This is a genomic window from Streptomyces sp. GbtcB6, from assembly GCF_019091475.1.
In the GTDB taxonomy this organism is placed as follows: domain Bacteria; phylum Actinomycetota; class Actinomycetes; order Streptomycetales; family Streptomycetaceae; genus Streptomyces; species Streptomyces hyaluromycini.
The window spans coordinates 1-19965 of record NZ_JAGXJL010000015.1 but is presented as its reverse complement, the minus strand read 5'-3'; the positions used below and the strand labels follow the sequence as shown (position 1 = coordinate 19965).

Annotated in this window: 19 protein-coding genes; 8 read left to right on the top strand and 11 right to left on the bottom strand. The window is 71.1% G+C overall.

From position 1 onward, the window contains the following. Positions 1–193: 193 nt before the first annotated feature. The 3 genes from KVT45_RS25010 to KVT45_RS25000 all read right to left on the bottom strand — a co-directional run bounded on the left by KVT45_RS25010 (position 194) and on the right by KVT45_RS25000 (position 4115). Positions 194–1252, bottom strand: a complete 1059-nt coding sequence (locus tag KVT45_RS25010) for a BMP family protein (protein ID WP_217551078.1) — start codon at positions 1250–1252, stop codon at positions 194–196. Positions 1253–1518: 266 nt separating this feature from the next. Next, complete coding sequence (locus KVT45_RS25005) at positions 1519–2550, bottom strand: BMP family protein (protein ID WP_217551077.1); 1032 nt, start codon at positions 2548–2550, stop codon at positions 1519–1521. Positions 2551–2897: 347 nt separating this feature from the next. Continuing rightward, positions 2898–4115, bottom strand: a complete 1218-nt coding sequence (locus KVT45_RS25000) for a M20 family metallopeptidase (protein ID WP_217551075.1) — start codon at positions 4113–4115, stop codon at positions 2898–2900. 260 nt (positions 4116–4375) lie between these two features. Between KVT45_RS25000 and KVT45_RS24995 the strand changes: the two genes are divergently transcribed. Beyond that, positions 4376–5032, top strand: a complete 657-nt coding sequence (locus KVT45_RS24995) for a class I SAM-dependent methyltransferase (RefSeq protein WP_217551073.1) — start codon at positions 4376–4378, stop codon at positions 5030–5032. 47 nt (positions 5033–5079) lie between these two features. Here the strand turns inward: KVT45_RS24995 and KVT45_RS24990 are convergent, their stop codons facing one another. From KVT45_RS24990 to KVT45_RS24980, 3 genes are all read right to left on the bottom strand, one after another. Next, on the bottom strand, positions 5080–6168 hold the full coding sequence (locus KVT45_RS24990; RefSeq protein ID WP_217551071.1) for a glutamate--cysteine ligase: 1089 nt from the start codon (positions 6166–6168) through the stop codon (positions 5080–5082). 486 nt (positions 6169–6654) lie between these two features. Further along, positions 6655–7563, bottom strand: a complete 909-nt coding sequence (locus KVT45_RS24985) for a hypothetical protein (protein ID WP_217551069.1) — start codon at positions 7561–7563, stop codon at positions 6655–6657. Then, entirely contained in the window at positions 7563–7967 is a 405-nt protein-coding gene (locus tag KVT45_RS24980; protein ID WP_217551067.1) for an ATP-binding protein, read from the bottom strand. The genes KVT45_RS24985 and KVT45_RS24980 overlap by 1 nt, the downstream gene beginning before the upstream one ends. Positions 7968–8158: 191 nt before the next feature. Here KVT45_RS24980 and KVT45_RS24975 point away from each other — a divergent pair, with 191 nt between their 5' ends. Continuing rightward, on the top strand, positions 8159–9001 hold the full coding sequence (locus tag KVT45_RS24975; protein WP_217551065.1) for a helix-turn-helix transcriptional regulator: 843 nt from the start codon (positions 8159–8161) through the stop codon (positions 8999–9001). A 9-nt stretch (positions 9002–9010) separates the two neighbouring features. Then, positions 9011–9247, top strand: coding sequence for a DUF397 domain-containing protein (locus tag KVT45_RS24970; RefSeq protein ID WP_217551063.1), 237 nt, complete (start codon positions 9011–9013; stop codon positions 9245–9247). Here the strand turns inward: KVT45_RS24970 and KVT45_RS24965 are convergent. The 4 genes from KVT45_RS24965 to KVT45_RS24950 form a co-directional block, all read right to left on the bottom strand. After that, positions 9174–10256 (bottom strand): hypothetical protein, encoded by a 1083-nt coding sequence (locus tag KVT45_RS24965; RefSeq protein WP_217551061.1) that lies wholly within the window; start codon positions 10254–10256, stop codon positions 9174–9176. The genes KVT45_RS24970 and KVT45_RS24965 overlap by 74 nt on opposite strands. A gap of 48 nt (positions 10257–10304) precedes the next feature. Then, entirely contained in the window at positions 10305–11444 is a 1140-nt protein-coding gene (locus KVT45_RS24960; protein ID WP_254647321.1) for an SPFH domain-containing protein, read from the bottom strand. 166 nt (positions 11445–11610) lie between these two features. Beyond that, a complete protein-coding gene (locus tag KVT45_RS24955; protein WP_217551057.1) occupies positions 11611–12117 on the bottom strand; it encodes a carboxymuconolactone decarboxylase family protein in 507 nt (168 codons plus the stop codon). A 90-nt stretch (positions 12118–12207) separates the two neighbouring features. Further along, a complete protein-coding gene (locus tag KVT45_RS24950) occupies positions 12208–13101 on the bottom strand; it encodes an AraC family transcriptional regulator (protein ID WP_217551055.1) in 894 nt (297 codons plus the stop codon). Between the two features lie 87 nt (positions 13102–13188). On the opposite strand from KVT45_RS24950, the gene KVT45_RS24945 reads away from it, so the two are divergent. From KVT45_RS24945 to KVT45_RS24935, 3 genes are all read left to right on the top strand, one after another. Then, a complete protein-coding gene (locus KVT45_RS24945) occupies positions 13189–14202 on the top strand; it encodes an aldo/keto reductase (protein ID WP_217551053.1) in 1014 nt (337 codons plus the stop codon). Between the two features lie 68 nt (positions 14203–14270). Then, entirely contained in the window at positions 14271–14966 is a 696-nt protein-coding gene (locus KVT45_RS24940; RefSeq protein WP_217551051.1) for a TetR/AcrR family transcriptional regulator C-terminal domain-containing protein, read from the top strand. A 102-nt stretch (positions 14967–15068) separates the two neighbouring features. Beyond that, positions 15069–16058, top strand: a complete 990-nt coding sequence (locus KVT45_RS24935; protein WP_217551049.1) for an NAD(P)-dependent alcohol dehydrogenase — start codon at positions 15069–15071, stop codon at positions 16056–16058. Between the two features lie 27 nt (positions 16059–16085). Here KVT45_RS24935 and KVT45_RS24930 read toward each other — a convergent pair whose 3' ends face one another. Next, complete coding sequence (locus KVT45_RS24930) at positions 16086–16871, bottom strand: IclR family transcriptional regulator (protein WP_217551047.1); 786 nt, start codon at positions 16869–16871, stop codon at positions 16086–16088. Between the two features lie 100 nt (positions 16872–16971). On the opposite strand from KVT45_RS24930, the gene KVT45_RS24925 reads away from it, so the two are divergent. Together KVT45_RS24925 and KVT45_RS24920 are read left to right on the top strand one after the other, a co-directional pair. Then, a complete protein-coding gene (locus tag KVT45_RS24925; protein WP_217551045.1) occupies positions 16972–18459 on the top strand; it encodes an MFS transporter in 1488 nt (495 codons plus the stop codon). Positions 18460–18506: 47 nt separating this feature from the next. Further along, a partial coding sequence (locus KVT45_RS24920) for a thiamine pyrophosphate-binding protein (RefSeq protein ID WP_217551043.1) occupies positions 18507–19965 on the top strand: 1459 nt, incomplete at its 3' end.

Below are 19965 nucleotides of genomic sequence, written 5' to 3'. Positions count from 1 at the left end.
TTTCCGGCTCTCGATCCGTTCCGAGCATTCTGCCGCGCGAACGGGGTGTGTCCCTGCCGTAGATCGTCCGAAGGTGCCGGATCTACGGCAGAGGCGCGGGAAGGTCATCCTTCCCGCACCCCGTTCCGTGGCCGTAACGCTGCCATTACAGCGTTCTTTTGACCATGCCTACGACAAGGTCATGACCCCTGTGTCAGGAGGTCTTGACCGTGATCGAGCCGTCCTTGATGCCGGCCTCGGCCTTCTTGATCGCGGCCTGCAGGGTGGCGTTGTTCTTGAAGACCGGGTTGGAGTCGGCCAGGCCGACGCCGCCGTTGGTCAGGGAGCCGCGGATCTCGCCGGACAGCGGCTTCTTGTCCTTGATGACGGACTTGGCCAGGTCGTACACCGCGCCCTCGACGTTCTTGAGGGCCGAGGTCAGGATGTAGTTCTTGTACTTCGACAGCGCGGCCTGGTTGTACTGGTCGGAGTCGACGCCGATCGCCCACACCTTGTGCGCGGCGGCGGCCTTGATGACGCCCTGGCCGGAGAGACCGGCGGCGGCGTAGACCACGTCGGCACCGGCGCCGATCTGGCCCTCGGCGGCGGCCTCGCCCTTGTCGGGGCTGGAGAAGCCGCCCTCCTGGGCCGTCTGGGTCAGGTACTGGGCCTTGACCGTGATGTTCTTCTTGGTGTCCTTGACGCCCTGCTCGAAGCCCGCCTCGAACTTGTGGATCAGCGGGACGTCCACGCCGCCGATGAAGCCGACGGTGTTCGACTTGGTGGTCAGCGCGGCGGTGACGCCGGCCAGGTACGAGGACTGCTCCTCGTGGAAGACCATGTCGGCGACGTTGCTCGCCTGGTCCTCGTTGTCGTCGATGATGCCGAAGCTGACCTTCGGGAACTTCGCGGCGGCCTCCTTGACGGCGGGCGCGTAGGCGAAGCCGACACCGATCACCGGGTTGTAGCCGGCGCGGGCCAGGGTCTCCAGCCGCTGCACCTTGTCCGCGTCGGTCTCGCCGTCCTGCGGCTCGACGTCCCGGCCGGTGACGCCGAAGTCCTTGTCGGCCTTCTGGAAGCCGGCGTACGCGGCGTCGTTGAAGGACTGGTCGCCCTTGCCGCCGACGTCGTACGCGAGGCCGACGCCCTTGGACGCGCCCCCCTTGCCGGTGGACGAGCTGGACGAGCTGGACGAGCTGCCGCACGCTGAAACGGTGACGGCGAGGGCTGCGGTTGCAACGCCTGCAACGGCAATACGGGACACCCGGCGCATGGAACGAGACTCCTTCGTGCAAGCGCCCAAACCAGGCGCTGGTTCCGCGGCAGCGTAACGCGCGTAGACCAGACGGAAAACCCCCAATGTCCGGTCCGTTATCTAGCTGTGGCCACAGTCACGGCCAAGGCTACGCACAGCAGTACGCCCCTTGCGGTAGGCAAGGGGCGCATGAACTGCAACGGCAGGCGGGCGGCCGCACCTCCGGCCGTCCCTAGCCGTCTGTATACGGCCGGGTGATCACCCGGCCGTATATATATGTCGCATTACTTGGTGTTGACGGTGACCTTGCCGTCGATGATGTCCTGCTTGGCCTTGTCGACGGCGGCGACGACCTTGGTCAGAGCCTTGTACTTCGGGTTGGTGTCCGCGAAGCCGACGCCACCGGTCTTGAGGGTGCCGTTGACGACACCGCTCTCCGGCTTGCCCTCGTGGACCGACTTCACCAGGTCGTACACGGCGCCGCCGACGTTCTTCAGAGCGGAGCCGAGGATGTAGTCCTTGTACTTGGCGAGCGCGCTCTGGCTGTACTGGTCGGAGTCGACACCGATCGCCCACACCTTGGCGGTGGAGGCGGCCTCGATCACGCCCTGGCCGGAGAGACCGGCCGCGTGGTAGATGACGTCGGCACCGGCGTCGATCTGCCCCTGCGCCGCGGCCTTGCCCTTGTCGGGGCTGGAGAAGCCGCCCTCCTGGGCCGTCTGGGTCAGGTACTGCGACTCGATCTTGATCTTGGGGTTGACCGACTTGGCGCCCTGGTCGAAGCCCGCCTCGAAGGTGTGGATGAGCGGGATGTCGACGCCGCCGATGAAGCCGATGTGGTCCTTCTTGGTGGCGGACGCCGCGGCCACACCCGCGAGGTACGACGACTGCTCCGCCGCGAAGACCATGTCGACGACGTTGCTCGCCGTCACCTCGTTGTCGTCGATGATGCCGAAGGTGATCTTGGGGTACTTGGCCGCGACCTCCTTGACGGCGGGCGCGTAGGAGTAGCCGACCCCGATGATCGGGTTGTAGCCGGCCTTGGCGAGCGTGTCGAGGCGCTGCACCTTGTCGGCGTCGGACTCGCCGTCCTGCGGCTCGATGTCCCGGCCGCTGATGCCGAAGTCCTTCTCGGCCTTCTGGAAACCGGCGTAGGCGGCGTCGTTGAAGGACTGGTCGCCCTTGCCGCCGATGTCGTAGGCGAGGCCGATGCCCTTGCCGTTGTACTTGCCGGACGAGTTGGTGCTGGTGGCACCACTGTCCGAACTGGACTTGCCGCATCCGGCGGCCGCGAGGGCGATGACGGCAACGGTCACCGCAGCTTGGGAGAACCGAGTTTTCCGACCCGAGATATAACGCACAGCAAGCACCCCTTCGTCCCCACGGCACCGTCATCGGTCCGCTTCCCCAACCGTCCACCCTCGGTGGCGATTTCGGCGCACAGTAACGCGCGTAGAAGGGGAGGGGAACGGGGTTTCTCCGGGCCGTTATCGAACCGTGCCGACTCCGGGTTACAAGCGGAGACCAACGGTTACGGCGGGGTGACACAAGGGGGCGAAGGGGCACCGAACGGGCACCCCTTCGCCCCCTGCGGGCAGTACGGCGGCGGATGCGGCAAGCTGACCGTTTCTCCCGCCGTCTGATACGACTTCCGCCGATACGACTACATGGTCGCGTCGATCAGGGCGGCGGCCGTGAACAGCTCCACCCCGACGGTGATGGCCCGCTCGTCGGCGTCGAAGTCGCCCTGGTGCAGATCGCGCGCGGTCCGCTCGCCCGGCGTGCGCACCCCGAGCCGCGCCAGCGCGCCCGGCACGTGCTCCAGGTACCAGGAGAAGTCCTCGCCGCCGAGGCTCTGCTCGGTGGTCTCGATGGACTCGGTGCCGCGCCGGGCGGTCATCGCGTCCCGCAGCAGCTCGGTGATCACCGGGTCGTTGACGACCGGCGGTACCCCGCGCACGTAGTTGATCTCGGACTTGGCCCGGTGCAGGGTCGCGACCTCGTCGATCGCCGCGTGCACGACGTCCGGCGCCGTCCGCCAGGCCGCCAGGTCCAGGCAGCGCACGGTCCCGGACAGCTCGGCGTGCTGCGGGATCACGTTGGGCGCGTGCCCGCACTCGATCCGGCCCCAGGTCACGGCGAGCCCGCTCCGGGTGTCGACGCGCCGCCCGATGAGCGCGGGCACGTCGACGGCGACCCGGGCGGCGGCGGTGACCAGGTCGGTCGTCAGATGCGGGCGTGCGGTGTGCCCGCCGGGCCCGTCCAGGGACACCTCGATCCGGTCGCAGGCGCTGGTGATGGCACCGGTCCTGAGCCCGATCCGCCCCACGTCCACCCGGGGGTCGCAGTGCACGGCGATGATCCGCCCCACCCCGTCCAGCACCCCGGCCTCGATGGCGTCGGCGGCACCGCCGGGCAGCACCTCCTCGGCGGGCTGGAAGAGCAGCCGTACGGGCCGCGGCAGCTGCCCGCGCTCGTGCAGGTCGGCGAGGACCAGACCGGCGCCCAGCACCACTGTCGTATGCACGTCATGCCCACAGGCGTGCGCCCGGTCCGGCACGGTGGACCGGTACGAGCACTCGGCCTTCATGTCCGGGATGGGCAGGGCGTCGATGTCGGCGCGCAGGGCCAGCACCGGAAGCCCGTCCCCGACCGGCCCGATGTCACAGATGAGTCCGGTCCCCGACGGAAGGACGCGCGGCCGGAGACCGGCCTTCTCCAGCCGTTCCTTGATGGCGGCCGTGGTGCGGAACTCCTGGTTGCCTAGCTCGGGATGCATGTGCAGGTCGCGGCGGAAGGCGACGAGTTCGGCGTGCAGTTCCTCGCTGAGCACGCCGGGGAGCACATCCCCGGGAAGGTCGGCCTCGGTCTCTGTGGACATCAATTGGTTCACCCTCTGAAGGGTAGGACGCCCGAAGGGTCAACTGACCCGAGATCAACAAAAGTTCAGCCCGTTAGGGGAAGAAAATCTGACCGCGGACGCATGACCTCGGACGTGGCTGGGTAACACCTATGTTTCCTCTTCCACGCATACCACGCCTGGCGACGATCACGCCGGTCCTGTCCACCTACCGAAACGGGACCGAGCCGCAACCGCGACTTCGCCACGCGGGCCACGTCCGCCCGGTAGCGTGCGCGACCGTGACGGACTCGGAGACGCCCGACTTCATACAGACCACCCGTACGTCCTACGACGCGATCGCCAAGGACTACTCCGCCGCCTTCCCCGGCCTCCCCGAACGGCCGGTAGACATGTCCATGATCGCCGCTTTCGCCGCGCTGGTGAAGGCGAACAGCACCGCCCCGGTGGCCGACCTGGGCAGCGGCCCCGGCGACATCACGGCCCACCTCAACGACCTGGGAGTCCCGGCCTTCGGCATCGACCTCTCCCCCGCCATGGTCAGCCTGGCCCGCGAGGCCCACCCCGCCGTGCGCTTCCACCGGGGCTCCATGACGTCCCTGGAGCTGCCCGACGAGACCCTCGGCGGCATCCTCGCCCTCTACTCGATCATCCACGTCCCGGACGACCACCTCCCGGCGACCTTCGCCGGCTTCCACCGCGCCCTGGTCCCCGGCGGCCACGTCCTGCTGTCCTTCCAGAAGGGCGAAACGCCCGGCCTCCACCTCACCGAACGCTTCGGCCACGAGATCGACCTGCGCTACTACTGGCGCCCCGCGTACGCGGTCGGCGACATGCTCGCCAAGGCGGGCCTGGACGTGGCGGCGACCCTGATCCGGGAGCCGGTGGAGTCGGAGAAGTACCCCCGGGCATTCGTCCTGGCCCGCAAGCCGGGCTGAGCGGGCGCCGGGCGAGGGGCGAGGCGAGGTGCGGGTCGCTGGGCGCGTCATTCCTGGGTGCGCTGCACGCACCCGGTGACGACGTCCCGCAGGCTCCCGGTGCCCGCCAGCAGCTCCCGCTGCTCCTCGGCGCCGTTGCCGTCCCGCAGCAGCCGCTCGACGCTCTCCTCCACGGCCGCCAGGTCACCGCTGCCGGCGAGGGCGTCCCCGGTGTGCGCGAGCAGTGCGTCCAGTACGGCAGGTGCCGCCCGGGGCCGCAGCGTGCCGGGATCCAGCAGCTCCCCGCCGAGCCCCGACCGAGCGGCCTGCCAGGCGGCCAGCCGCTGCAGCCCCACCCCGTGATCGGCGGGTTCGCGCCCGCCCCGCCACTCCCGCCCAGCGATCTCCACCAGCGCACGGGCGAGGGTGGCCACGAGGACGGCGGTCCGGGCACGCAGGCAGACATCCGCGACCCGGATCTCCACGGTCGGATAGCGCCGGGCCAGCCGGGCGTCGAAGTAGACCATCCCCTCGTCCAGGATGACGCCGGTGGCCACCATGTCCGCCACCAGCCGGTGGTAGCGCTCGGCGGACCGGAAGAGCTCCACCGGACCGGCCGACGGCCAGCGCGACCACACCCGGCTGCGATAGCTGGCGTATCCGGTGTCGTTGCCCTGCCAGAAGGGCGAGTTGGCGCTGATCGCGACGAGCACCGGCAGCCACGGCCGCATGCGGTCGAGCACCGCCACCCCCTCCTCGTCGGACTCCACGGCAACGTGCACATGGCATCCGCACACCAGCTGGTCCCGGGTGGCGATGCCGTACCGCTCGGCCAGCCACTGGTAGCGCGGGTTCACACTGATGGAGGGGCTGACGGGCAGCGGCGAAGAGGCAAGCGCGACGACGGCGCACCCGAGCTCCCCGGCGAGCCGGGCGGCCTCCTTACGACACCGGATGATCTCCTCCCCCAGCTCGGCCATGTCCGACTGCGGCTGGGTGGCGAACTCCAGCATCTGCCCGTAGAGCTCCTTCTCGAACACGTCCTGCCCGGGATCGGCCAGCGAGGCCCGCGCCAGCACGGCCGCGGCCGACGCCTTGGGCTCGCCGGTCACCGGGTCGACGAGCAGAAGCTCTTCCTCCACTCCGACGGTACGCACCTGAGGCCGCCCTCCGTCCACGCCGCGACCGTACGCGGCAGGCTGTACCCACCGACTTCCCAGACGGCGCCATGGGACACCTCCCTCTGCGCCCGCCCCGCCCCTCAGGCCACGGCCCTTCGATCGGAGGATTCGTGCCACCCCTACCCCCCGTCCTCCGCTCACCCCGACGGCACAAATCCACCAATTACCACCCACCCACCCACCACCCACCGCCCACCACCCACCACTCACCGCAAGCCGCCAGAATCTCCGCGTACGGACGAGCCGCGCCCGCGCCCGCCGACCGACGGCGAGCACGCAGCGCGCGGCACCCGCAAACCCCGCCGGGCCCCCGCCTTCCCAGGCCGCCCGCTCGCTTCTCACCCGTGCCGGAGCGAGCCGGGTCAAGGGTGACCCGAAGGGTCATCGCCGCAGGCGACGCGCAGCGCCCTTGAGGCGGCTCGCGGAGGCACGACACTGCAAGGAAGCGGGCGGCCCCGACGTTCACCCCTCGACGAACAGCTCCGCGGCGTCGGTGACGTGCACCGCACGCTGGGCCCAGATTTCGAGCTGGTCGAGATCGGTGCAAGCGTCCACCCGCTCGCGCACCGGGTCACTGACCGGCACGCCCCGCCACTCCAGAAGCCGCAGAACCATCTCGGCACACTGCTGGACACGCCCCTCCTCGCGGCCTTCCTCGCGGCCTTCCTCGCGGCCTTCCTCGCGCACCTGCTCCGCCAGCGGATGCCGCCAGAAGTACTGGATGTCCGTCATCAGGTCCCTCCACATCTGCTTCGCCTGGGGATCGACCAGGCACGAGTCGACGAACTGCACGAACACCGCGGCACTGTCACGGTCGATGGTCTTCAGGGCGGCTGCGAGCGATTCCAGTATGGCCGGGGCCTGCCGCCCCCGCCCATGCGTCATGGCCGACAGCACCGCAAGGGGTACGTCCCGTACGGCGTCCCGCTCATCCGCGATCACCGGAACGTTGTCCGGCCCCAGCACCAGCGGACGCACCGTCATCGACTCCCACCCCGGGAAACCGAGCTGGATCGGCTGCGCCGCCCACTTCGCCGTCGCGCTGCTCTGGGTGGTCACGATCAGTACCGGCTCGCACCGGTACTTCTCATACAGGTACGACAGGTAATAAGGCCAGCTCCCCCGCTTACGGTCGTCGGGCTTCCCCTGCGACTCGACCACCAGCAGATACGTCCCCTCCTCCGTCTCCGCCCGCAACAACGTGTCCACCCGACGCTCGACCGGCTCGATCTCCGTCAGGTCCACATTCATCGCCGCGATCTCCCGAGGCTCCGGAAACGGAACGCCCAGTACCCGCTGTAACGCATGCGTCAGCAGCCCGGGATCCTTCTGGAAGATCCGATGCAACGCCTCATGCGACGACCCCACCATCACGCCACCCCCAACTCGCACCACACGAACTTGCCCCGCTCCCCGAACCGAGCGGACGGCTGCCAGCCCCAGCAGTCCGCCCACGCCACCACCAGCCCCAGCCCCAGCCCCTGTTCCCGGTCCGTCACCACCTCCAACGACCCCGGCGGCTCCGGAGGCACGGGATCCGCATCCCACGCCCCGATCCACACGGCGCCCTCCGGGGAACGCCGGACCCTCAACGCGGCCGGCCCCTTCGTGTGCCGCACGGCATTCGACACCAGCTCCGCCGCCAGCAGCTCCGCCGTGTCCACCAGCCCGATCAACCCGTGCATCGTCAGGATCAGGCGCAGAGTACGACGGGAGATCGTCACCGCTCTCAGGTCGTTGGGTACGTAGAGCGTGTAGTCCCAGGTCTCGGGCATGCGTCATCAACTCCGGTCAGGTGAAGGGGATTTCACACACGGTGGCATCGCCGCACCAGAACGGTGCGGTGCACTTCCGCAGCGTGTGCGTTACGTCACCGACGGTAGGGATAATTGTTTATGCGCCGCAAGTCGCTCCCGTAAAGTGACGCCGAACGAGCCACGCACTCAAGCGCCTTGGGAGGCAGTCGATGGCACTGAGGAGCGAGCCGACAGCGCGCCAGTTGCGACTGGCGGTCGAGCTGCGCAGGCTCCGGGACGCGGCAGGTCTCACGGCACGGGAGGCAGCAGCTCTGCTCGGGGTCACCGCTCCGGTCATCAGCCAGATCGAGTCCGGCATCGCGGGCGTGAGCGAGAAGCGGCTACGGCGTCTCGCGGCGAACTACTCCTGCGGGGACTCCGAGTTGATCGACGCGTTGGCGACCATGGCCGCCGATCGCACAAAGGGCTGGTGGGAGGAGTACCGGGAGCTGTTGCCGACACCGTTCCTCAACCTCGCCGAGCTTGAGCACCATGCCACGTTCCTGCAGGAGGTCCAGTTCCTGTTCATCCCCGGACCTCTTCAGACGGCGGACTACGCACGCGCCGTCTTCTCCGATCGGGTTCCGGAACTCCCCGCTGAGGAAGTCGAGTTGCGTGTTCGGCATCGGATGCGCCGCGCGGCAACCCTGGCGCACACCCCGTACGAGGCGGTCGTGCACGAGGCCGCGCTGCGCATCATGGTCAGCGACCGCAACACCGCACGGGCTCAACTCGCGCAGGTCGTGGAGTCTTCGGAAGCGGAACACGTCACCGTCCGCGTCATCCCCTTCCGCCTGGAGGGGTTCACCAGCGCCGCGAGCGCCATGACGTACGCGGGAGGCTCGGTACCGAAGCTGGACACAGTCGTCCGCGACGGCCCGCACGGCGCCGCCTTCATCGACTCCGAGGCCCAGCTGGGCGCCTTTCGAACGCTCTTTCATAAGGTGGAAGCCGCGTCGCTCGACCCCGAGCGCTCACGCGACTTCATCCACAAGCTGGCGAAAGAGCTGTGAGGCACCCCCATGGACACCTGGCGGAAGTCGTCCTACTCCGGACCCGGCGACGGCGACTCCTGCGTAGAGATAGCGAACTCCCCCACCCGCATATCCGTCCGCGACTCCAAGGACCCCACCGCCGGTACCGTCACCTTCCCGCCCGCGTCCTTCGCCTCCTTCGTCGAGGCCCTCAATTGCGCAGCATCATCACGAGCAGCACCACCAGGGCGATCAGAAGCGCGGCGGCCACCGACGCCAGGGTGATCTTCACCGCGCTGTAGGGCCGTTCTCCGATGACCTCGCCGGTACGGGCATTGACCATCACCGGCCACGCCTTGCCGGCGTGGAGGTAGGTCAGGAACCAGACGGGCAGCAGTACCAGCTTGTAGGTGAGGCCGCTGTAGGCGGTGGACATCGAGTGCACCCGCTGCTCGTCGCCGCCGATGTCCCGCAGGCAGTCGGCGCGGATCACCGGCGCCATGCGCGCCTTCGCCGCCTCCAGGCCGGCCTCCGGCTCGACGTCGTACCGGACGGTGCGGAAGCCCGCCAGGTACTCCTCCTGGTAGGGAACCGTCTCCTCCAACGGCCAGGGGGTCAGCTTGTCCAGTTCCTTCACCGGCACCTGGCCGCTGCCGGGCACCAGCACGTCGTCGAAGAACCGGCCGACCGTCCCGGACGCGTGATGCCAGCGGGTGTGCCGCACCTGCCGCTTGCGGCCCTCGGAGTCCTCCTCCTCCACCCAGTAGTGCTCGCCGCGTTCGCCGGTGTACCAGGTGGTGGTCTGCGCGTCGTACGTCCAGTGCGGCAGGTAGCTGCCCCGGAAGGTCTCCGCCTCGGTGACCTTCTTCAGCTCGTCGGGCGCGAACCAGCGGGACTTGGTCCACTTCGCCAGCGCCTCGCGGGCCTGCTCACGGCCCACTCCGAAGGGCAGTACCGCCTCGGGTACCACCCGCTCGGTGTCGGAGGCGTCCGCGACCAGCGGGGTGCCACAGAACTGGCACTTGTCGCTGAGCGTGTCGCTCTCGGTCGCCGCGTGGCAGCCGGGGCAGGTGTACACCTTCACCCGGACCGGTGCGGGTGCCCGGCGGGGCAGCGCGGCCAGCTCCTCGATCGGGTGCTCGGTCACCTGCCGCGGTATCGGCGTGATGTCCTGCTCGTGCTTGCAGTACGGGCAGCGCAGCACGTACGTCCCGGGCGCGTACTCGCTGACCCCGCCGCACGCCTCGCACCGGAACGCCCGGTCGGGCGCCGGCACGACGTCCTGATCCGTCAACTCACTTCTCCTTGTGCCCTGTTGCCGGGAGGTTCCGGGTGGCGGAGCTCAGCCCTGCGGGGGCAGCGGCGGCGGGACGTCGGCGAGCAGCGACGTCAGTTCCGGGACCTGGTCCGCGGGCTGCCAGGTGGCCTGCCCGCTGCGCCAGACCAGGGTGGTCCGGGTCAGGTGGCCGGCCGCCACCTGCCCGGCCAGCGCGCTCTCGTCGTACGGGCCCTGCTGCTGTCCGCCGACCGCGATGAACCAGCGCGGCGCGGTGGGCAGCGGCGGCGGGACGTCGGCGGAGGCGGGGGCGGGGGCGGGGGCGGGCTGCGCCGGGGCCTGCGCCGCCGGGGCAGCCGCCGCACCGGACGTGCTCTGCACGATCCGCTGGCCCAGCGCCATGCCCACGCCCAGCCCGAGGGCGTCGCCGCCGGTGCCGGGGTTGGCAGCGGCGATCGGGATCGCGTCGGCCGCCTGGAGCTTGGCGTAGTCGTCCAGGTTGCCGGTGATCGCCATCCGGGAGCGGGTGTCGATCGCCGCCTCGACCTCGGGCGGGACGCTGATGTTCTCGATGTAGAACCGGGGGATGGCGATGCCGGTGGCGGACAGCTCCAGGGTCAGCGTCTTGGCCAGCTGCTGCCCGATGCCGTCCTGCCGGGCGGCGAGGTCCAGCAGCGGCACGCCGGACGAGCCCAGCGCGGAGCCCAGCTTGGAGACGATCAGCTGCCGCAGGTGCTCGCCGACCTCCTCGGTGCGGAACTGCGGGTCGGTGCCGACGAGTTCGCGCAGCAGCGCGGCGGCGTCCACCACCTGGGCGGCGAAGGTGCCGAAGGCGCGCACCCGGACCATGCCGAACTCGGCGTCCCGCAGGATCACCGGGTTCTGGGTGCCCCATTTGAAGTCGGTGAACTGCCGGGTGGTGACGAAGTAGACCTCGGCCTTGAACGGCGACTCGAACCCGTGCTTCCAGCCCTTCAGCGTGGACAGGACCGGCATGTTCTGGGTCGAGAGGGTGTACGTGCCCGGCTCGTAGACGTCGGCCAGCCGTCCCTCGTTGACGAAGACGGCCACCTGCGACTCGCGCACCACGAGCCGGGCACCCATCTTGATCTCGTTGCCGTAGCGCGGAAAGCGCCACACGATGGTGTCCCGGCCGTCGTCGGTCCACTCGACGATGTCGATGAACTCACCGCGGATGCGGTCCATCAGCCCCACAACGATCCCCCCACTCCGCGCGTTTCCGGAGACCACCGCTTTCCGGCCGGTCCCGGGACGACCGCCACGCGGCGATCAAACGATCAGCCGACAGTATGCCCAATACGGTCAGTGCGGCTACGGGCGGGCGCGGGCTCCTGGGGTGCGCAGCGGGTCGTCACTTCCACGGCGCGTTGAACGCCCGCCCCGGTACCGGCTTGGCGATCAGGGCGACCGGGATGAAGAAGTTGACCTGGCCGATCACGAACATCAGGGTGGCGAGGGCTTTCGGCTCGTACACCTCGGCCGCCTGCGCGTACAGCTCGTCGGGGACCCGCTCGCCGCCCGCCGAAGGCCGCAGCACCGCCTCCGTCAGAGCCAGCGCGGCCCGTTCCGCGGCCGTGAAGTACGGCGAGTCCTGCCATGACGCCACCGACGTGATCCGTTCCTCCGACTCCCCCGCCTTCCGCAGGAACCCCGTGTGCAGGACCGTCAGGTACGTGCTGCCGACGATCTGACCGGCCCGCAGCTGGACCAGGCTGATCGTCGGGCGCGGTACCGAGCCGTTGCCGGTGGCCCGGAACAGCGCCGCCGACACGTCCGCCAACTCGGGGACGAGCTGCGCGGGATCGTCGGACATCCGCGGGGCCGTCGGAACCTCTGCCGTGATCGAACGTGCTTCCATCGCCGTCTCCTCAGTGAGCGCTTCGGTGTCGCTGTCACTGCACTGACGGACCCCGGCAGAGAAATGTGACGGCGGACGGCGCCCGCGCGGTCACGACCCCGTCGGCGCGGGGCCCGTCCGGGCCAGTCCGGCGCGCAGGCGCGCCGCGTCCTGGACCGGCGGGAGGCCGTAGGCGCTGCGGTACTCGCGGTTGAACTGGGTGGGGCTGACATAGCCGACGGCCTGGGCGATCTGAGCCGCCGTGGCGTCGCCGACGGCCAGGCGGCGCCGGGCCTCCTGGAGACGCAGGTGCTTCTGGTACCTGAGCGGGCTCATGCCGGTGGCCGCCTTGAAGTGCCGGTGCAGGCTCGCGGCGCTCATGTGCGCCACCGCGGCGATCTCGTCGATGCTGAGCGGCTCCGCGTAACGGGCGCGGATCCAGCGGGTCACCTCGCGCACCCGGGTCGTGGTGGAGTCGGCCAGCGACCACTGGCTCAGGACGGGGCCGAGGGCGCTGCGCAGCAGCCGGTAGAGGATCTCGCTCTCGATACGGCCGGCGAGGGGACGGATGTCGTCGGGGGTGTCGAGGAGCCGGACCCAGCGGGTGACCGCGTCGGCGAGTTCGGGGGACATCGGCGCGGCGACGTGCGCGGAGGCGGCCGCCGGGGTGGGCCGGCCCGTCTCGTCCAGCTCCACCAGCAGTTCTGCGAACGCCTCGCCGTCGAGACGCAGGGACGCGGACCGGTACGGCACCTGCTCCAGGTCGGCGGTGACGGGCAGGTCGATGGTGGTGAGGAGCATCTGGCCGGGGCCGGCGACCCGGACCAGTTCGCCCGCGGTGGTGCGTTTCGTGCCGGCGGCGACGAAGCAGATCGTCGGCTCGTAGAGGAGATGGGCGGGCTCGACGGGCTCGTCGACCACGGCCAGGGAGAGCCGGGGAACCGCGGTGTCCGAACCCGACGCGACACAGTGCCGGTCGACGGCCGCGACGAGTCGGTCCAGCACAGCGCACTCCGTTCCTGAGAGGATCAGGCAATCCTATGCGACCGACAGCCCATGCCTCCCGGGCGTCGCGTCCCTAGCGTGGACGGCATGGCAGAGCACACCACACACCTTCCCCGGCGCACCCTCGGCACCCAGGGCCTCACGGCCGGGGCGATCGGTCTGGGCACCATGGGCATGACGATGGCGTACGGCGCCCCGGACGAGCGGAGCAGCGTCGCCACCCTCCACCGGGCCCACGAACTCGGGGTCACCCTCTTCGACACGGCCGAGCTGTACGGCCTCGGCACCGGCAGCAACGAGCAGTTGCTGGGGCGCGCGGTGAAGGGCTTCCGCGACGAGATCCTGATCGCGACCAAGTTCGGCTTCGACCTCTCCGATCCGGCCCGGATCGGACACGCCCTGGACAGCCGCCCCGAGCACATCCGGGAGGTGACCGAGACCAGCCTGCGCCACCTGGGCACGGACCGTATCGACGTGCTGTACCAGCACCGCGTGGACCCGGACGTCCCCATCGAGGACGTGGCGGGCACGGTCGGCGAGCTGATCGCCGAAGGCAAGGTCCGCTACTTCGGGCTGAGCGAGGCCGGGCCCGAGACCATCCGCCGCGCCCATGCCGTCCACCCCGTCTCGGTGCTCCAGACCGAGTACTCGGTGTTCGAACGGGCCGTGGAGGCCGAGGTGCTGCCCGTGGTCCGGGAACTGGGCATCGGTTTCGTGCCGTACTCCCCGCTCGGGCGCGGCTTCCTCACCGGCGCCGTCAAGCCGGCCGCGGAGTACGACGCCGACGACATGCGGCACACCATCGACGAGCGCTGGCGGCCCGGCAACTACGAGAAGAACGTCGCGGCGGTACAGCGGCTGACCACCCTGGCGGAGAGCAAGGGCGTCACGGTCACCCAGCTGGCGCTGGCCTGGCTGCTCGCGCAGGGCGACGACATCGTGCCCATCCCGGGCACCCGCAGCCCGCGTCGGGTGGCGGAGAACGTGGCCGCCGCGTACGTCGACCTGACGCCCGGGGACCTCGTCCGCATCCAGGAGATCCTGCCGCGGGGAGCGGCCGGTTCCCGCTACCCGGCCGCGGTCATGCCGACCTGGCGGTGATCGGGCCGCCGCCGCGTTCGGCGGGCCCTGTAGATTCGGCGGATGGCCGGTGAGAGGGGTTGGTCGAGATGGCCACGCAGGCCGGTGCCGTCGCACAGCCGCGGGTTCCCCTGAGCCGGACGCGGGTGCTGGGCGCGGCCGTCGCCCTCGCCGACGACGGGGGCGTCGACGCGCTCAGCATGCGCCGGATCGCGCAGGCGCTGGGTGTCGTACCCATGGCGCTGTACAAGCACGTGGCCAACAAGAACGAGCTGCTGGACGGGATGATCGACGTCCTGGTGGGTGAGATCGATCCCCCGACGCCCGGCATCGACTGGAAGGAAGCCGTACGGCGCCGCGTGCTGTCGGCCCGCCGCATGCTGCTGCGCCACCCGTGGGCGCCCGCGGTCATCGAGGCGCGCATGAAGGCGCGGGCCACCCCGACCCCGGCCCTGCTGGAGTACCTGGACTCGATGGTCGGGATCTTCCGGGCCGGCGGGTTCCCGATCGGTCTGGTCCATCACGCGCTGCATGTGATGGGCAGCCGGCTGCTGGGTTTCTCGCAGGAGCTGTTCGAGGACAAGCCCGGCCGGGCCCCGGACGCGGACGCGCTGCCGGCCGAGGAGATGGCCGCGCGCTTCCCGCACCTCACCGAACTGGCCATGGCGGTCGCCCACGACCCGGAGTCGGTCGTCGGCTCCGGCTGCGACGACCAGTTCGAGTTCGAGTTCGCCCTGGACCTGACGCTCGACGGCCTTGACCGGCTGCTCCGGAACGCTTCCTGAACTCCTTTCGAACCCGCACCCGGCCCCTTGACGGGTGTACGGCGTACACCTACCTTGCCCTCAAGAGGGTGTACGCCGTACACCACAAGGGGGGAGATCCCGATGAAGGCGATCGTCCAGGACCGGTTCGGGCCGCCGGACGTGCTGCGGCCTGCGGAGATCGAGCCGCCGGCGGCCGGTCCGGGCCAGGTGCTGGTACGGGTGCGGGCAGCGGCCGTCAATCCGTACGACTGGCATCTGCTGCGCGGCGACCCGTATGTGGCGCGGCTGACGGGAGGGGTCGGCCTGACCCGGCCGAAGTCCCGGGTGGCCGGGATCGACGCGGCCGGGGAGGTGGCGGCGGTCGGTGCCGGGGTGGACGGGCTGCGGCCCGGCGACGAGGTGCTGGGCTTCTGCCCGGGCGCCTTCGCCGAGTTCGCGTGCACCACCCCCGACCTGCTGGTGCCGAAACCCGCCGGGCTCACCTTCGAGGAAGCCGCGGCCGTGCCGATGGCGGCGGTGACCGCGCTGCGCGGGATCCGGACCGTCGGCCGGGCGGCGGCCGGGCAGCGGGTGCTGGTCAACGGGGCGGGCGGTGGCATCGGCACCTTCGCCGTACAGATCGCCGTGGAGCTGGGCGCCGAGGTCACCGGCGTGTGCAGCACGCGCAACGCCGAGCTGGTGCGCTCGCTGGGCGCGGCACACGTCGTCGACCACACCCGGGAGGACTTCACCGACCGGGGCGAGCGCTACGACCTGATCCTCGACAACGTGGGCGGCCGTCCGCTCGGCCGGCTGCGCCGGGCCCTCGCCCCGCGCGGGACGCTGGTGGCCAACGGCGGCGGTTCGCCCGGCCATGTCTTCGGGGCGACGGGCTCGCTGCTGCGGGTCGTCGCGACCGACCCGTTCGTCCGGCAGCGACTGCGGCCGCTCGTCCCCACGGTCCCGGACGGGCCCGTCCACCAGGACCTGCTCGCCGTGACCGCACTCATCGAGGCCGGCCGGCTCGCCCCGGTGGTCGACCGGACCTACCCGCTGGCCGACACGGCCGCGGCCGTAGGGCACGTGGAACAGGGCCACGCCCGCGGCAAGGCCGTGATCACCGTGGCGTGAGGACGCCGGCGGCCTCCGCCGTGGGCATCACCCCAGGTCGGTGGCGATGCCGGCGGCGGCCGCGCGCAGCGGCGGAAGAAGTCCCTCGATGTCGGCGTGCCCGAGCCGGGTGCCCGGCGCCGAGACGGTGACCGCGGCCACGCACACTCCGGCCGGGTCACGGACCGGCACGCCGATCGCATGCACCTCGGCGACGCTCTCGTCGAAGTTGAGGGCGTATCCCCGGGCCCGGCTGACGGCCAGGTCGGCCAGGAGGGCTTCGAGGTCGGGGAGAGTGCGGGGGGTGAGGCGGCTGAGGCCCTGCGGGTAGCGCATCCGTACCGTCTCGGGGGGCAGTTCGGCGAGCAGCGCCTTGCCTCCGGCCGCGCCGTACGCCGCCAGATGGTCGCCCGTGCGCGCGGCGACCCGCAGCGTGCGCGGACCTTCCGCCCCGTCGAGGAAGAAGGCGTCGGGCCCGTCGAGGACGAGCAGGTTGGCCGTCTCCTGGGTGGCCTCGCGCAGCGCCTCCAGATGCGGGCGCGCGACCCGGATCAGCGCCCGTTCGTCGACCATGCCGCGCGCCAGGGCGAGCAGCGCGGGACCGAGCCGGTACCGCTTTCCGCCTAGCTCCTGCTCCACGAAGCCGTGCGTGCGCAGGGTGGACAGCAGGCGGTGTGCCGTCGAACGCGCGATGCCCAGGTGATCGCTGACGTCCGTGAGCCGCACGGACTCGCGCCCGCGCAGAAACAGCAGCGTGCGCAGGGCGTTGGCCACGGAGGCGGCGCCGTAGGGGTCCCGGGCGGACGTGTCTGACGCAGAGTCGCTTTTCGGCATAGCAGAAATACTAGTCGGCATTGTTCCGCAAGGTGGGAGTACTTCCTACGGTAGGCCCACGAAAGGCACCGACCGTCCCCGCCCGCCCTGGAGAGCCGCCATGCAGTCCGAAACCGCAGACACCCCACCCCCCGTGGCGCCGGCCGAGCCGGACCGAGCCGTCGACGCACCCGGCCGGAGGATCAGGCCCTGGCACAGCCTGTGGCTGCTGCTGATGCTCGGCTGGACGGTGAGCGCGGCCGACCGCTCCGTCACCGGACCCGTCGTCACCTGGATGATCAACAACAACGTCGGCTTCCTCGCCGACGCCGACCGGCCCTACGCGCTGGGCGGTCTGATCGGCGGCCTGTTCTTCGCCGGCTACATGCTCACCCAGTTCCCCGGCGGCTACCTGGGCGACCGGTACGGCCACCGGACCCTGATCGTGGTCAGCCTCGTCTGGGCCGGTATCGCCACCCTGGTCACCGGGCTCATCGGCGGACTCGTGACGTTCATCGTCGTACGCGTCGTCACCGGCCTCGGGGAAGGCGCCTACTACTCCAACGACCGCACGGTCATCACCGAGACGACCCCGGAACGCCAGCGCAGCCTCGGCCTGGGCGTGGTCATCACCGGCCTGGCCCTCGGCATCACCATCGCCACCGTCTTCACGCCGGACTTCATCGACCTGGGCAAGCTGTGGCTGCCCGACGTCGACGCCTGGCGGATGACCTTCTACATCCTCGGCACCGCCACCCTGCTGGCGGCCGCCGCCCTCGCCTGGCGGTTCCGCAGGGACCTGAGCGCCCGCGTGGTGGGCCGCGCCACGCTGCACCTGGCCGGATACTCCGCGGTCTCCCTCGCCCTGATCATGGCCGTCTACCTGCTGGGCACCCGGGCCGGTCTCTCGGACCTGTGGATCGCCGTGCTGGAGGTCGTCCTCGCGGTCGGCGTGGTGCTGTTCGCCCTGGCCCGCAAGGGCGAGGAACTCGGGCCGGTCCTGAAGAACCGCAGCCTCTTCCTGATCTACCTCTCGTACATCGCGGTGCTGTGGAACCTGTGGTTCTTCAGCTTCTGGTCGGTGTCGATCGTCGCGGGCGCCGCCCACTCCTCCTTCGCCAACGCCGCCCTGACCGCGGGTTTCAACGCGGGCGCCGGCATCCTCGGCTTCCCGGCCGGCGGCTGGCTCTCGGATCTCGCGGTACGCCGCGGCTGGGGCCGCAAGCCCATGCTGCTGTCCTTCACCGGCATACAGGCCGTGCTCACCGTGGTGTTCGCCTGGTACCTCGCCGCCGCCGGCAAGCCCTCGCTGCTGGTCATGGGGGTGCTGCTGTTCACCGCGAGCCTGTTCTTCAACGCGCTGCAGCCCATCGGACACGCCCTCACCGCCGAGCTCGCCCCGCCGCGGCTGCGCGGTTCGGCCTTCGGCATGCAGAACCTCATCGGGGAGACGGGCGCCGTGCTGTCGCCCGCCGTCGGCGGGGTGCTGCGCGACCAGACCGGTGGCTGGACGGCGGCGGTGTGGCTGGACGCCGCGATCATCGTCGCCGGGTTCTGCCTGCTGATACCGGTACGCGACCCGCGCCGCGGCGGCGGTACGCCGGTCTGATGGCCGACCTGTCCGGAAATCCCGTCACGAAAGAGGAACCCCCCACCATGCGTACTGTGCGAGACGCCGCCTTCGACGTCCTGCGCCTGCACGGCCTCACCACCCTCTTCGCCAACCCGGGTTCGACCGAGGTGGCGCTGCTCACCGACCTGCCCGACGACCTGGACTTCGTCCTGGCCCTGCACGAGGGGTCGGTGGTCGGCGCCGCCACCGGCTGGGCCATCGCCCGCCAGGAGCCCGCCCTGGTCCTGCTGCACACCACGGCCGGACTGGGCAACGCCGTCGGCGCCCTGGCCACCGCCCGGGAGAACCGGGCGCCGCTGGTGGTACTGGTCGGCCAGCAGGACCGCCGCCACCTCGCCCAGGAGCCCTTCCTCGCCGGGCGGCTGGCGGGACTGGCCGGTGACTATCCGGTACGGGTGGAGACACCGGCGCGCGCCCAGGACGTACCCGGCGCGATCGGCCGGGCGGCCCACGCGGCGCGCGTCGGGCGGGGCCCGGCGCTGGTGGTGGTGCCGATGGACGACTGGGCGCAGCCGGCGGACGACCTCCCGGTGCCCGCCCCGAGCGCGCTGCGGCAGGCCACCGGCGCCGACGCCGGCACGGTCCGGGAGGTGGCCGCCCTGCTGGACGCGGCCGCCCGCCCCGCGCTCGTCGTCGGAGCCGGCGCGGACGACGCGGCGACCTGGCGGGCGCTCACCGCGCTGGCCGAACGGCTGCGCTGCCCGGTGTGGCAGGAGCCGTTCGGGGCGCGCGCCGGCTTCCCGCAGGACCACCCGCTGTTCGCCGGGCATCTGCCCGCCGAACGCGGGCGGCTGCGCGCCGCGCTCTCCCCGTACGACCTGGTGCTGGCCGTCGGCGCTCCGGTGCTGCGCCAGAACCTGTACGAGGACGGCCCCCTGGCCGGCGCCGGGACGCGGCTGGCGATCGTCACCGACGACCCGGCCGAGGCACAGCGCGCGCCCGTCGACCTGGCCGTCGTCACGCCGCTGCCGGCGTTCTGCGGCCAGCTGGCCGCCGGCGTGCGGGCCCGCGCCGAGGCCCCGCCGCCGGTCCTGAACCGGCCGGCCGCGCCCCGCCCGCCGCGCGCGGGCGAGGACCTGCGCGCCCCCCAGGTCCTGGCCGCCCTCGCCGAGCGGCTGCCGCCGCACACCGTCCTGGTGGAGGAGACCCCGTCCAGCCGCCCCGACCTGCACGCGCTCGTACCGGCCCGGCAGCCGCTCGGCTTCCTCAGCGCGGCGCAGGGCGGGCTCGGCTTCGCGCTGCCCGCCGCGATCGGGGTCCGCATGGCCGCTCCGGAACGGCCGGTGGTCGCGGTCGTCGGCGACGGATCCTCGCTCTACCAGATCCAGTCCCTGTGGACGGCGGCCCACTACGGCGTCGGCGCGCTCTTCGTCGTACTGGCCAACGGCCGCTACGCGGTCTTGCGCCCGCTCGCCCACCGGCCCGGCGGCCGCGCCCGGGGCGGGCGCCTCCGCCGGCTCCGGAACCTCTTCCACGGCGCCC

What these genes read in the sequence shown, in the direction of transcription:
- KVT45_RS25010 (WP_217551078.1), bottom strand. Translation starts at nt 1,252, where the DNA reads ATGCGCCGGGTGTCCCGTATTGCCGTTGCAGGCGTTGCAACCGCAGCC.
- KVT45_RS25000 (WP_217551075.1), bottom strand. Translation starts at nt 4,115, where the DNA reads ATGTCCACAGAGACCGAGGCCGACCTTCCCGGGGATGTGCTCCCCGGC.
- KVT45_RS24985 (WP_217551069.1), bottom strand. Translation starts at nt 7,563, where the DNA reads ATGGTGGGGTCGTCGCATGAGGCGTTGCATCGGATCTTCCAGAAGGAT.
- KVT45_RS24980 (WP_217551067.1), bottom strand. Translation starts at nt 7,967, where the DNA reads ATGCCCGAGACCTGGGACTACACGCTCTACGTACCCAACGACCTGAGA.
- KVT45_RS24975 (WP_217551065.1), top strand. Translation starts at nt 8,159, where the DNA reads ATGGCACTGAGGAGCGAGCCGACAGCGCGCCAGTTGCGACTGGCGGTC.
- KVT45_RS24970 (WP_217551063.1), top strand. Translation starts at nt 9,011, where the DNA reads ATGGACACCTGGCGGAAGTCGTCCTACTCCGGACCCGGCGACGGCGAC.
- KVT45_RS24960 (WP_254647321.1), bottom strand. Translation starts at nt 11,444, where the DNA reads ATGGACCGCATCCGCGGTGAGTTCATCGACATCGTCGAGTGGACCGAC.
- KVT45_RS24955 (WP_217551057.1), bottom strand. Translation starts at nt 12,117, where the DNA reads ATGGAAGCACGTTCGATCACGGCAGAGGTTCCGACGGCCCCGCGGATG.
- KVT45_RS24945 (WP_217551053.1), top strand. Translation starts at nt 13,189, where the DNA reads ATGGCAGAGCACACCACACACCTTCCCCGGCGCACCCTCGGCACCCAG.
- KVT45_RS24940 (WP_217551051.1), top strand. Translation starts at nt 14,271, where the DNA reads ATGGCCACGCAGGCCGGTGCCGTCGCACAGCCGCGGGTTCCCCTGAGC.
- KVT45_RS24935 (WP_217551049.1), top strand. Translation starts at nt 15,069, where the DNA reads ATGAAGGCGATCGTCCAGGACCGGTTCGGGCCGCCGGACGTGCTGCGG.
- KVT45_RS24930 (WP_217551047.1), bottom strand. Translation starts at nt 16,871, where the DNA reads ATGCCGAAAAGCGACTCTGCGTCAGACACGTCCGCCCGGGACCCCTAC.
- KVT45_RS24925 (WP_217551045.1), top strand. Translation starts at nt 16,972, where the DNA reads ATGCAGTCCGAAACCGCAGACACCCCACCCCCCGTGGCGCCGGCCGAG.